This window comes from Azospirillum terrae (assembly GCF_053470425.1).
On record NZ_JBPXMR010000002.1, the window covers coordinates 289,061 to 301,758 of the forward strand.

9 protein-coding genes are annotated in these 12,698 nt (G+C 70.2%); 7 read left to right on the forward strand and 2 right to left on the reverse strand.

Annotated elements, in window-relative coordinates:
• Nucleotides 1-152 precede the first annotated feature (152 nt).
• Genes ACSVDD_RS07800 through ACSVDD_RS07810 form a run of 3 tightly spaced genes read left to right on the forward strand, consistent with a single transcriptional unit; the run spans nucleotide 153 to nucleotide 4,561 of the window.
• Nucleotides 153-1,247 (forward strand): enolase C-terminal domain-like protein, encoded by a 1,095-nt coding sequence (locus tag ACSVDD_RS07800; RefSeq protein ID WP_448188765.1) that lies wholly within the window; start codon nucleotides 153-155, stop codon nucleotides 1,245-1,247.
• Nucleotides 1,244-4,165, forward strand: a complete 2,922-nt coding sequence (locus ACSVDD_RS07805) for an FAD-binding and (Fe-S)-binding domain-containing protein (RefSeq protein ID WP_448188766.1) — start codon at nucleotides 1,244-1,246, stop codon at nucleotides 4,163-4,165. Before ACSVDD_RS07800 ends, ACSVDD_RS07805 begins: the two co-directional genes overlap by 4 nt.
• Nucleotides 4,166-4,183: 18 nt before the next feature.
• Nucleotides 4,184-4,561 (forward strand): sensory rhodopsin transducer, encoded by a 378-nt coding sequence (locus tag ACSVDD_RS07810; protein ID WP_448188767.1) that lies wholly within the window; start codon nucleotides 4,184-4,186, stop codon nucleotides 4,559-4,561.
• 9 nt (nucleotides 4,562-4,570) lie between these two features.
• Here the strand turns inward: ACSVDD_RS07810 and ACSVDD_RS07815 are convergent, their stop codons facing one another.
• A complete protein-coding gene (locus ACSVDD_RS07815) occupies nucleotides 4,571-6,379 on the reverse strand; it encodes a glycoside hydrolase family 15 protein (protein WP_448188768.1) in 1,809 nt (602 codons plus the stop codon).
• A gap of 221 nt (nucleotides 6,380-6,600) precedes the next feature.
• On the opposite strand from ACSVDD_RS07815, the gene ACSVDD_RS07820 reads away from it, so the two are divergent.
• Both ACSVDD_RS07820 and ACSVDD_RS07825 read left to right on the forward strand, forming a co-directional pair.
• The gene (locus tag ACSVDD_RS07820; RefSeq protein ID WP_448188769.1) at nucleotides 6,601-7,032 is read left to right on the forward strand and encodes a DUF411 domain-containing protein; all 432 of its coding nucleotides are present in this window, start codon (nucleotides 6,601-6,603) and stop codon (nucleotides 7,030-7,032) included.
• Nucleotides 7,033-7,071: 39 nt separating this feature from the next.
• Nucleotides 7,072-9,015, forward strand: a complete 1,944-nt coding sequence (locus tag ACSVDD_RS07825; protein WP_448188770.1) for a PHA/PHB synthase family protein — start codon at nucleotides 7,072-7,074, stop codon at nucleotides 9,013-9,015.
• On the opposite strand, the gene ACSVDD_RS07830 is transcribed toward ACSVDD_RS07825, so the two are convergent.
• Nucleotides 8,997-9,650, reverse strand: coding sequence for an alpha/beta hydrolase (locus tag ACSVDD_RS07830; RefSeq protein ID WP_448188771.1), 654 nt, complete (start codon nucleotides 9,648-9,650; stop codon nucleotides 8,997-8,999). The two genes, ACSVDD_RS07825 and ACSVDD_RS07830, sit on opposite strands and share 19 nt — an antisense overlap.
• Before the next feature lie 184 nt (nucleotides 9,651-9,834).
• Between ACSVDD_RS07830 and ACSVDD_RS07835 the strand changes: the two genes are divergently transcribed.
• Together ACSVDD_RS07835 and ACSVDD_RS07840 are read left to right on the forward strand one after the other, a co-directional pair.
• Nucleotides 9,835-10,911, forward strand: a complete 1,077-nt coding sequence (locus tag ACSVDD_RS07835; protein ID WP_448188772.1) for a hypothetical protein — start codon at nucleotides 9,835-9,837, stop codon at nucleotides 10,909-10,911.
• A gap of 139 nt (nucleotides 10,912-11,050) precedes the next feature.
• Nucleotides 11,051-12,691, forward strand: coding sequence for an acyl-CoA synthetase (locus ACSVDD_RS07840; RefSeq protein WP_448188773.1), 1,641 nt, complete (start codon nucleotides 11,051-11,053; stop codon nucleotides 12,689-12,691).
• Nucleotides 12,692-12,698: the final 7 nt, after the last annotated feature.

Here is a 12,698-nt window from a genome sequence, read left to right on the forward strand (position 1 = left end):
TTGTTGCCGTTGCTCCGTCAACTGCGGCTGCGGCTATCGGTTCGGCAGCACGGCATGAAATTTTGTCCGGCCTGAATGGCGCCGGTTTCAAGGAACCGGAGCCCGCCCGGTGAGTTGGTCCGCCATCCGCTGCACGATCGCGAGGACGAACGATGCGCCCGGAGGCATCCATAGAAGGGATCGGCGTCGAGGCGTTCACGATCCCGACCGACCAGCCCGAGGCCGACGGCACCATGGACTGGGACCACACGACCCTGATCGCGGTCACCGCCAAGGCAGGTGGCCGGACAGGGCTGGGCTACGGCTACGCCGACACGGCGACCGCGCGCCTGATCGCCGACGCATTGGCGGCGAGGGTGCGCGGCATCGACGCTTTCGATACCAACCGCGCCTGGATCGTCATGACCGAGGCGGTGCGCAACCTCGGCCGGCCGGGCATCGCCGCCATGGCGATCTCGGCGGTGGACGTGGCACTGTGGGACCTCAAGGGCAAACTGCTGGACCGGCCGGTCGCCGATCTGCTGGGCCGCGCGCGGGATGGCACGCCGGCCTACGGCAGCGGCGGCTTCACATCCTATTCGGACGGGACGCTGGTCGAGCAGCTCGCCGCCTGGGCGCGCGACGGGCTGCCGGCGGTCAAGATGAAGATCGGCCGCGACGCGGCGCGCGACGTCCGGCGGGTCGAGCTGGTGCGCACCGCCATCGGTCCCGGCACCGATCTCTATGTGGACGCCAACGGCGCCTATGACCGCAAGCTGGCCTTGGCGCAGGCCGAGCGCTTCGCCGGACAGGGCGTCGCGTGGTTCGAGGAGCCGGTGTCGTCGGACGATCTGGAAGGCCTGCGCCTGCTGCGCGACCGCAGCCCCGGCGGCATGATGATCGCGGCCGGGGAGTACGGCTACACGCCGTTCTATTTCCGCCGCATGCTGGAGGCGGGGGCGGTGGACGTGCTCCAGGCCGATGGGACGCGCTGCGGCGGCGTTACCGGCTTTCTGGCCGCGGCGGCTTTGGCCGAGGCGTTCGCGGTGCCGCTGTCGGCGCACACCGCGCCGACGCTGCACGCGCAGATCGGCTGCGCCTGCCGCACTTTGAAGAACATCGAGTACTTCCACGACCACGCCCGCATCGAGGCGATGCTGTTCGACGGGGCCGTCAGGCCGGTGAACGGCGAACTGACGCCGGACCGGACACGCCCTGGCCTGGGCATCGCTTTGAAGCGGGCAGACGCCGAGAGGTTCCGCACATGAGCAGTATCGACGTGCCCGCCCTGGTGGCCGCCCTGAGGAGCCGCGTGGACGGCGAGATCCGCTTCCGCGACGGCGACCGGGCGCTCTACGCCACCGATTCCTCCAACTACCGCGAAGTGCCCATCGGCGTGGTGGTGCCCCACGACGCGGAGGCGCTGGCCGAGGCGGTGCGGGTGTGCGCCGGGTTCGGCGTGCCGATCACCAACCGCGGCGGCGGCACCGCGCTGGCGGGGCAGACGACCAACCACGCGGTGGTCATCGACAGCTCGAAATATTGCAACCGTTTCCTCTCCCTCGACCTGGAGCGCCGCCTCGCCACCGTCGAGCCGGGCATCACGCTGGACGAGGTGCAGAAGCGCTGCAAGCCGCACGGGCTGCGCTTCGGCCCCGACCCGGCGACGCACGATCACAACTCCATCGGCGGGATGATCGGCAACAACTCCGCCGGGCCGCACTCGGTCATCGCCGGGGTGACCAGCCACAATGTCGAGAGCCTGGACATCCTCACCTATGACGGGCTGCGCCTGACCGTCGGCCGAACGACCGAGGCGGAACTGGCGCGCCTGATCGCCGAAGGCGGCCGGACGGGCGCGATCTACGCCGGCCTGAAGGACCTGCGCGAGCGCTACGACGAGGAGATTTGCCGGATCTATCCGAAAATCCCGCGCCGGGTGTCGGGCTTCAACCTGGACTCGCTGCTGCCGGACGGGAACGGCGCGTTCAACCTTGCCCGCGCCCTGGTCGGCACCGAGGGGACCTGCGTCACCATCCTGCGCGCCACGCTCAACCTCATCCCCGACCCGCCGGCCAAGGTGCTGCTGACGGTGGGCTTCGACACCGTGTGCCACGCCGCCGACGTGGTCTGCGAGGTGCGCGGCTTCGGCCCCGACGCCATCGAGGGCGTGGACGAACGCCTTGCCGGGTTCATGCGCAAGAAGCACCTGCACGTGGACGACCTCAAGCTTCTGCCGGAAGGGCCGTCCTGGCTGTTCGTCGAGTTCGGCGGCGAGAGCCGGGACGACGCGCTGGCCAAGGCCCGCCGGCTGGAGGAGCATCTGCGCGGCCAGCCACATGTGAAAGGCCTCAGGCTGGTCGCCGACCACCACGAGCAGACCCGGCTGTGGGAGGTGCGCGAGTCCGGCCTGGGTGCCACGGCCTGGGTGCCGGGGCAGAAGCACGACAGCTGGCCCGGCTGGGAGGATTCGGCGGTGGCGCCGGAGAACCTCGGCGCCTACATGCGCGACCTGCTCACGCTGTTCGACCGCTACGGCTATCACCCGTCCATCTACGGGCATTTCGGCGACGGGCTGATCCACTGCCGGATCGGCTTCGGCCTGCACACGAACGAGGAGGTGCGCAAGTACCGCGCTTTCATGGAGGACGCCGCCCACCTCGTCGTGCGCCACGGCGGCACGCTGTCCGGCGAGCACGGTGACGGGCAGGCGCGGGCGGAACTGCTGCCGATCATGTTCGGCGACGATCTCGTCCGGGCTTTCGCCGAATTCAAGGCGATCTGGGACCCGGACAACCGCATGAACCCGCACAAGATCGTGCATCCGCACCGCATGGACCAGGATCTGCGGCTCGGGCCCCGGTTCCACCCGCCGCACATCGACAGCGTCTTCGCCTATCCCGGCGACGGCGGGTCCTTCGCGCACGCGGCGCTGCGCTGCGTCGGCGTCGGCAAGTGCCGGCGGCACGAGGGCGGCACCATGTGCCCGAGCTTCCGCGCCACCCGCGAGGAAAAACACTCGACCCGCGGCCGCGCCCGCCTGTTGCAGGAGATGCTGCAAGGTGATCCCATCCAGGACGGCTGGAGGGATGAGGCGATCCACGACGCGCTGCACCTCTGCCTGGGGTGCAAGGGCTGCAAGGCCGACTGTCCGGTCAATGTCGACATGGCGACCTACAAGGCGGAGTTCCTGCACCACCACTATCAGGGCCGCGTCCGCCCGCGCGCGGCCTGGAGCATGGGGCTGATCCACCGCTGGGCGCGCTGGCTGGCGCCGGTGTGGTGGGCGCCCAATCTGGCGACGCAGACGCCGGTGTTCGGCCGGCTCTCAAGGGCGGTGGCCGGCATCGCCCCGCAGCGCCCGGTGCCGGCCTTCGCCCCACGGACCTTCCGCCGATCCTGGACACCCGAGCCGGACCGCGGGCGTCCGCCGGTGGTGCTGTGGACCGACAGCTTCAACAACCACTTCACGCCGGAGCCGCTGTTCGCCGCGGCCGAAGTGCTGGAGGCCGCCGGCTTCGCCGTCACCATTCCACGCCGCAACCTGTGCTGCGGCCGGCCCTACTACGATTTCGGCTGGCTGGACGCGGCCAAGCGTACCCTGCGCCACACCATGAAGGGGCTCCGGCGCGAGTTGGACGCGGGCGCCTATGTGGTCGGCATCGAGCCGAGCTGCCTGTCGGTGTTCCGCGACGAGCTGCTGAACCTGTTCCCCGATGATGCCGAGGCAAAGCGGCTCGCCAAGCGCACCATGCTGCTGGCCGAGTTCCTGGAGAAGGTCGCGCGCTTCGACCCGCCGCGGCTGTCCGGCCGCGCCCTGGTGCACGGGCATTGCCACCATAAGGCGGTGTTCGGCATGGGCTGCGACGCCGCGCAGATCCGCAAGAGCGGGCTCGAGGCGCGCATGCTCGACGACGGATGCTGCGGTATGGCCGGCGCCTTCGGCTACGAGGCGGACAAGTACGAGGTGTCGCTTGCCGTCTTCGACCAGGGGCTCGGCGCCACGCTGCGCAACGCACCGGCCGACGCGCTGTTCATCGCCGACGGCTTCTCCTGCCGCCAGCAGGTGGAGCAGCTGACCGGCCGGCACGCGCTGACGCTGGCCGAGGTCTGGCGTGACGGGCTGCGCCGCCGAACCTCGCACGTGCCTGCCAACCAGGAGCGGGCGCCGCACGCCGCAGAGTAGAGGAACAGGAGGTGACGCATGAGCAACGCACCGATCGGGCACACCCGCTGGGCCATTCCCGACGGCTACATTCCGTCCTGGAGCCACGGCCCCGAGCCCGAGATGACCAGCCACGAGGGGCTGTGCATCCTGAACGCCGGCGACCGCGAGGTGGAGGTGCGGATCACGCTGTACTTCACCGACCGCGAGCCGGCCGGCCCCTACCGCGTGCGGGTCGGCGCGCGGCGCACCAACCACGTCCGCATGAACCTCCTCAAGGACCCGGAGCCGGTCCCGCTGGGAACGCCCTATTCGAGTGTCATCGAGGCGGACGGGCCGGTGGTGGTGCAGCTCACCCGCCTCGACAGCCGGCAGGCGGAGAACGCGCTGCTCAGCACCATCGCCTTCGCCGGTTGAGCGATGGGGTCAGGGCGTTCCGCCGCCGCCGTCCGCGCGCTGCCGGGCCGGCTCGGCGTTGCGGCTGAGGTTGTGGGCGGAGTTCACCAGGGCGATGTGTGAGAATGCCTGTGGGAAGTTGCCGACCAGGCGCCGGGCGCCCGGATCGTATTCCTCCGACAGCAGGCCCAGGTCGTTGCGGAGCGCCAGCAGGCGCTCGAACAGCGCCGCCGCTTCGCTGTGCCGGCCTTGCAGGACATACGCGTCCACCAGCCAGAAGCTGCACGCCAGGAAGCAGCCCTCGCCGGGCGGCAATCCGTCCTTGACCCGGCCCGTGTCGTAGCGTCGGACGAAGCCGTCTTTCAGCAGATGGTTCTCGACGGCAGCAATGGTGCCAACCACACGCGAGTCGTCGGCGGGCAGGAAACCGACGACGGGCAACAGCAGCAGCGAGGCGTCCAGTTCCTTGGCCCCGTAGGACTGCACGAAGGAGCCCATCGCCGGATCGTAGCCCTTGGCGCAAGCATCCTCATGAATGCGCCGGCGGAGATCCTTCCAGCGCTCGACCGGCCCGTCCATGCCGAACCGCTCGGCGCTCTTGATGACGCGGTCGACCGCGGCCCAGGCCATCACTTTGGAAAAGGTGAAGGACCGGCGCCCGCCGCGGGTTTCCCATATTCCCTCGTCCGGTTGGTCCCAGATCTTTTCCAGGTGGGCGAGCAGCGCTCGCTGCAATTTCCAGCCGGCCTCGTTCCGGCCAAGGCCGCCCTGCCGACCCTGATGCAGCGTGTCCATCAGCTCGCCGTAGACGTCGAGCTGGAGCTGCGCCGAGGCGGCGTTGCCGACGCGCACGGGTTTGGCGCCTTGGTAACCGGGAAGCCATTGCGCCTCCCATTCCAGGAGGCGGCGTTCGCCGGCCAGCCCGTACATGATCTGGAGCTGGTCGGGGCTGCCGGCGGCGGCGCGCACCAGCCAGTCGCGCCATGCGTTCGCCTCGTCGTAATAGCCGGCGTTCATCAGCGCTTGCAGCGTGAAGGTGGAGTCGCGCAGCCAGCAATACCGGTAGTCCCAGTTGCGGACGCCGCCGAGCTGTTCCGGCAGCGAGGTCGTGGGGGCGGCGACGATGCCGCCGGTCGGCCGATAGGTGAGCGCCTTCAGAGTGACCAGCGAGCGCCGGACGGCGTCCGACCAGGGGCCTTCGTAGGAGCAGCGGCCTATCCAGTCCTGCCAGAATCCCTCGGTGTCGCGCAGGGCCTGCTCCGCATCCACCGGCTCGGGCAGGGCCGTGTAAGAGGCGGCGTAGGTCATGACGAACGGCACCCGCTCGCCGGCCGCCACGGTGAAGTCTCCGACCGTGGTCAGGTTCTCCCCGTGAAGCGGAACAGGCGTGCGGACGAGAAGCATGTCCGGCCCGGCGATGGCGCGCAGGCTTCCGTCGTCGAGGCGCGACACCCACGGCACGGAGCGGCCGAAGCCGAACCGGACGATCAGTTCGGTGCGCATGGCGACGCGGCCGCGGCGCCCGGCCACGATCCGCACCACGTCTGATGCCTGGCCGCGCGGCGGCATGAAGTCGATGACGGTCACCGCCCCGTCCGCCGTCTCGAAATCGGTTTCCAGGATCAGCGTGTCGCCGCGGTAGCGCCGGGACGCAACGGCCGATGGATCGGCGGGGGCCATCAGCCAGCGGCCGTGCTCCGGCGTGCCGAGCAGGGCTGCGAAGCACGCATCGGAATCGAAGCGCGGCCAGCACAGCCAGTCGATCGAGCCCTCGCGCGACACCAGGGCCGCCGTCTCGCAGTCCCCGAGCAGGGCGTAATCTTCGATCCGTGATGGCATGCCAGTCCCTCGCGCGCGGCCTGTCCGCACGTCGCCAACTCAGGAGCGGCCGACAGGTTCCCGTGGCTCATCGAGCGCACCGATGTGTTGAAGAGGCCGCTGCGCAGGCATAGGTATGACGAAACGGCTGGTGCGCACGGACGTGCGGGACCGGCTTCAGCGAAAATGGCGGGGTGTTCACCATGCGTTGTGGGTCGCGATCGACGGTCAGAAGGATGATGATGGGCCTGCTGCTCGGCGGCGCATTGCTGGGCGGGCCGGCCCTGCTGGGCAGCGCCCCGGCCGCCGCTCAGGAGGTCGAGGTCTGGAAGGCCCGCACCTGCGGCTGCTGCGAGGGCTGGGTGAAGCACATGCAGTCCTCCGGCTTCTCCGTGAAGGTCCACACGGTCGAGGACGTCGACCCGGTGAAGGCCGCCAACGGCGTGCCCGACCGGCTCGTCTCCTGCCACACCGCCGTCGTCGACGGCTATGTCATCGAAGGCCACGTACCCGCCAGCGACGTGCGGCGGCTGCTGGCCGAACGCCCGCGGGCCAAGGGGCTCTCGGCTCCGGGCATGCCGCAGTCCGCGCCCGGAATGGACAATCCCGGCCAGCCGTACGACGTCATCCTGTTCGGCTCGCCGCAAGGCAACTCGGTCTACGCGCACCACTGACCGGAAGCACCGTCCGGGACGAACAACGGAGGACGTGCCATGGGCACCGGCAGGGGCAAGGATCGTCACAACCAGGGGCACCCGGACCAGTTCCCCTTGAGGCCCGACATGGCGCTGGGCCTCTGGACGTCCTGGATGGAGTCCAGCGCCGGTGCCATCCGGGACTGGGGCGGCGCGGGCAAGCCCTGGTGGCAGGTCACGCCCGACGATCTCCTCGGCACCATGCTGGAGGGCGGAACCCGGCACCTCAACGATATCCTGGCCAAGGACCCGTTGCTCCGTTCCATCGACGATTTATGGAACGCCAACCCGTTCCGCACCATCGTCCCGGTCGATTGGGCGGAAGTCGCCCGCGCGCTGCGGACCGTGTGGGTCCTGTCGCTCGGCCGGCCCGGCAAGACCGTCCAGAAGGCCGCCGATGTCCAGACGGCCCAGTGGCAATCGGCCATGGAGGCGTGGAACGACGCCGGCCGCCGCTGGTGGGGCATCGGCGACGGCGCCGCGCCGCCGGCCGAGACCGACAAGCGCTTCGCCGCGCCGGAGTGGCACGCCAACCCGGCCTACCGCACGCTCAAGGAGATGTACCTGCTGGCCTCCGACTGGCTGCTGGACCAGGGTGAGCACGCCGACGGCCTCGACGACCGGGAACGGCAGCGGCTGACCTTCCATCTCCGCCAGTTCGTCGATGCGACGAGCCCGACGCTGCTGCTGTTCTCCAACCCCGCCGCGTTGCGCCGGGTCATGGAAACCGGGGGCGTCAGCCTCGCCGACGGCGCGCGCAACCTGCTCTCGGACCTGAAGGAAGGCCGCCTGAGCATGGTGGATGCCACGGCCTTCGCGCCGGGGCGCAATCTGGCGATGACCCCAGGCAAGGTGATCCATCGCAACCGCCTGATCGAGCTGATCCAGTACCAGCCGGCGGGTGGAGCGGTGCACGCGGTGCCGCTGCTCATCATTCCGCCCTGGATCAACAAGTACTACATCCTCGATTTGCAGCCGAAGAACTCGATGGTGCGCCATCTGGTCGAGCAGGGCTTCACGGTGTTCATGGTCTCGTGGAAGAACCCCGACGCCTCGATGGACGAGACCAGCTTCGAGGACTATATGGACCTCGGCCCGCTGGAGGCCGCCGAAATGGTGAGGGAGATCACCGGGGCCAAGTCCCTCAACGTGATGGGGTACTGCATCGGCGGCACGCTGCTCGCCATGACGCTGGCGTGGCTCGCGGCGAAGGGCGACACCCGGTTCAACGCCGCCACCTTCATGGTGTCGTTGCAGGATTTCTCCCACGTCGGCGACACCGCGGTGTTCCTGGGCGAGCCGACCATCGACTTCATCGAACAGCAGATGATGGAGCGCGGCTATCTCGACAGCCGGGAGATGAGCAACATGTTCAACCTCCTGCGCTCCAACGACCTGATCTGGTCGAACGTCGTCAACAACTACCTCATGGGCAACAAGGCGCCGGCCTTCGACCTGCTGTACTGGAACAGCGACGGCACCCGCATGGCGCGGGCGGCGCACAGCTGGTACCTGCGCAACACCTACGTCGAAAACAACCTGATCGAGCCGGGCCGGATCACGCTGAAGGGAGAAGCCATCGACCTCGGCCGCATCCCACAGGACGTCTACGCGGTCGGTGCGGAGAAGGACCACATCGTGCCCTGGGACGCCGCGTGGCGCGTCACCCAACTGCTGGAACACAGCAAGGTGCGCTATGTGCTGGCGTCCAGCGGGCACATCGCGGGGATCATCAACCCGCCCGGCGGCAAGGGCACCTATTGGATCAATGACGCTGCCGAACCCGCCGCCACCGCGCAGGCGTGGCGCGAGGCCGCCACCGCGCACGGCGGCAGCTGGTGGACGGACTGGACGGCGTGGCTGGCCGAGCGGTCGGGCCGGAAGGGCAAGCCGCCGCCGCTCGGACGTGCGGCGAATCCCCCGCTCGGCGACGCGCCCGGCACCTACGTGCTGGAGACCTGACCCCGCAGGAAGTCGGCGCCGGCCTGCGCTTCGCTCTGCGTGATGGTGTGGCCGACGCCGGGTTCCACCCGCGTCTCCACGGTGAAGCCCGCTTGGCGCAACGCCTGGGCGGCGATCTCCATTTCCTCGACGGGAATGACCGGGTCGGCGGCGCCGTGCGCCAGCAGCACGCGGGTGCCGGCGACGATCCCCTCCGGCGGCCGCCGAGCGAGTCGCCCGGCGTAGGCCACGACCGCCGATGGCTGCCAACGGCCGGTGGCGACGGCGTCGAGCGCCATGATGGACCCTTGCGAGAAGCCGACGAGAATCAGTGCCTCCGGCCCGACGCCGGCCCAGGCCAGTTCCCCGGCCAACACGCGGTCGAAGGCCGGGACGGCGTCCGCCACGCGGTGCGCCCGGTTCGCCGGGGTGACGCCATCGACGCTGAACCACTGCCGCCCGACGGGGCCGAGGTCGAAGGGCAGGGGGCCGTCCGGCACGGCCATGGCGGCGTCGGGCAGCGCGCTCTGCCACATCCGGGCCAGCGGCGCCAGATCGGCGCCGTCGCTCCCCACCCCGTGCAGGAACACCACGAGGCGCTTGGCGCTTCCCCCCGAGGCCGGCGGCAGCCGGATCGTCGATGGTGACGGGCTCATGTCCTTCCTCTTCACAAAGTGCGGGCATTCAGCGGGAGGCCACAATAGCCGGGGCCGACGTGCGCGTCGATGCCGGCTCCTATACTTTGACTTGGGTCGATGGCTTGGGTACCTCTTTTGAGGGAACCAATTTGGGGGATATCGGCCTATGCGACAGGTGGCGGCTTTCTGGAGCGTCATGCTCATGGCGACCGTTTCGGGTACGGCGCTGGCACAGCGCGTCGACTCGGTGGCGATCGACGGGGTCAAGGCAGGGGATGCCAAAGGGTGGAGCGCCACCCGCGCCGTCGGTGCCGATGGCAAGCTGGCGCGTTGTGCCGTCGTCCGTACCCTCGCCGATGGCGGCGTGCTGAAATTCTCGCAGGACCGCGCCCGCTCGCTGTTCCTCAGCGCCACCCATCCCGACTGGGCGTTGGCCGCGGGCGGCAAGGAAACCGTCCGGGTCGGCATCGACAAGGGACGCGGCGCTCCGGTCGAGGTGCCCGTCGTCGCCGGTGAGGGGATCGTCCTCGACCTGACGCGGGACGCCGATCTGGTCGGCGGTCTGCGCGCCGGTCGCGAACTGTTCGTGAAGGCCGGCAAGGCGAGCGCCACCTTCCCGCTCGCCGGAGCCCGCAAGGCGCTGGCCGGGCTTTCCAGCTGCGTCGACGCCGCCCTCGCCGCCGAAGCCGCCACGCCGCCGGCCCCGGCTGCGGCGCCGGCTCCGGCCCCCGTGCCGGTTGCGGCACCCGCTCCCACCCCCGCCGCCGCCCCGGAGCCGCCGCCGGCCCCGGCCCCGGTCGCGGCACCCACCCCGGAATCTCCGGCCGCCACGCCGGTCGCGCCGGAACCGCCGCCGGCTCCTGCCCCGGTCGCGGCGCCCGCCGTTGCTCCGGCTCCGGCCGCCGAGGCAGCTCCCGCAACTCCCGCCCCGGCTGAGCCCGCGCCTCCGGCTCCAGCCGCCGCTGCCCCGGCCGAGCCGGCCGCTTCGCCCCCGACCGCCGCTGCTCCGGCGGCTCCGCCCCCGGCCGAGCCTGCCGCGGCAAGTCCCACCCCGGCGGCGGCGCCGGCGGAACCGGCGCCCGTTGCCGCTCCGGTTCCGGCTCCGGCGGCGGAAGCGCCCGCGGCGGCCCCGGCTGCGGTCGCTCCCCCGGCCGCGCCGGAAGCCGCGCCAGTGGCGGCCCCCGCTCCAGCCCCGGCTCCAGTTGCGGCGGCAGAGCCCGCGGCGGCTCCGGCCGCACCCGCCGAGACTCCGGCGCCCGCGTCCACTGAAGCCAAGTAATGAGCCCCCTGTGGCGCACGGCCCCGAGCCATGCGCCACAGGGTCCCGGCGACCGATTGACGCCTCCCCCCTTCCACGTTCTGCCATTCTCTGCAAGACTCCCCGCCAACGAACCAACACGGGTCAGGGGAGGACCGCCATGCCGGGCACCACGCGCAATCCGTACGAGACCGATCTCGACCAGAACGCGGCCAACACCACGCCGCTGACGCCGCTCTCCTTCCTGCGCCGCACCGCGGCGGTCTTCCCGAACCGCACCGCGATCATCCACGGCCCGGTCCGCCGCACCTGGGCCGAGACCTACGAGCGTTGCGTGCGCCTCGCCTCGGCGCTGGCGAAGCGGGGCATCGGCGTCGGCGACACGGTGGCGGTCATGGCGCCCAACATCCCCGAGATTTTCGAGGCGCATTTCGGCCCGGCGATGATCGGCGCCGTGCTGAACGCGCTGAACATCCGCCTGGACGCCGAGGCGCTGGCCTTCATCCTCGAACACGGCGAGGCCAAGGTGCTGATCACCGACCGGGAATTCTCGGGCGTGATCTCCGCGGCGCTGGACCGCATGGACGCCGCGCGCCGGCCCATCGTCATCGACATCGACGACCCCCAGGCCAAGGGCGGCACGCTGATCGGCGAGCAGACCTACGAGCAGTTCCTGGAAACCGGCGACCCGGCCTTCGCGTGGCGCATGCCGCCCGAGGAGTGGGAGGCCATCGCGCTCAACTACACCTCCGGCACCACCGGCAATCCCAAGGGCGTCGTCTATCACCACCGCGGCGCCTACCTGAACGCCATGGGCAACATCGCCACCTGGGCGATGCCGCACCACCCCGTGTATCTGTGGACACTGCCGATGTTCCACTGCAATGGCTGGTGCTTCCCGTGGACGGTCACCGCCATGGCCGGCACCCACGTCTGCCTGCGCACCATCACGGCCAAGGCCATCTATGACAACATGGCCGACCACGGCGTCACCCACCTGTGCGGCGCGCCGATCATCATGGGCCTGATCTGCAACGCCCCGGACGACCAGCGCCGCGAACTGCCCGCCGGCATCCGCATGATGACCGCCGGTGCCGCCCCGCCGGCCGCGGTGATCGAGAAGATGGAGCGCATGGGCATCGAGGTCGCGCACGTCTACGGGCTGACCGAGGTGTACGGCCCGGTCACCATCTGCGCGTGGCACGAGGAGTGGAACGCCCTGCCGCTGGACGAGCGCGCCACGCTGAAGGCGCGCCAGGGCGTCGCCTACGTCACGCTGGAGGGGCTGATGGTCGCCGACCCCGTCTCGCTCCAGCCCGTGCCCAAGGACGGCGAGACCATGGGCGAGATCTTCATGCGCGGCAACACGGTGATGAAGGGCTACCTGAAGAACCCGCGCGCCACCCACGAGGCGTTCGCCGGCGACTGGTTCCACACCGGCGACCTGGGCGTCTGGCACGCGGACGGCTACATCCAGATCAAGGACCGCTCGAAGGACATCATCATCTCCGGCGGCGAGAACATCTCGACCATCGAGGTCGAGGGCGTGCTGTACAAGCACCCCGAGGTGGTCGAGGCGGCGGTGGTGGCCCGCGCCGACGAGAAGTGGGGCGAGACGCCCTGCGCCTTCGTCACGCTGAAGGAGGGCTCGACCGTCACCGAGGAGGACATCATCGCGTGGTGCCGCGCCAATCTGGCGCACTTCAAGTGCCCGCGCACCGTGGTGTTCTCGCCCCTGCCCAAGACCTCCACCGGCAAGATCCAGAAGTTCGTGCTGCGCGAGCAGGCGAAGGGGCTGTAAGGCGCGG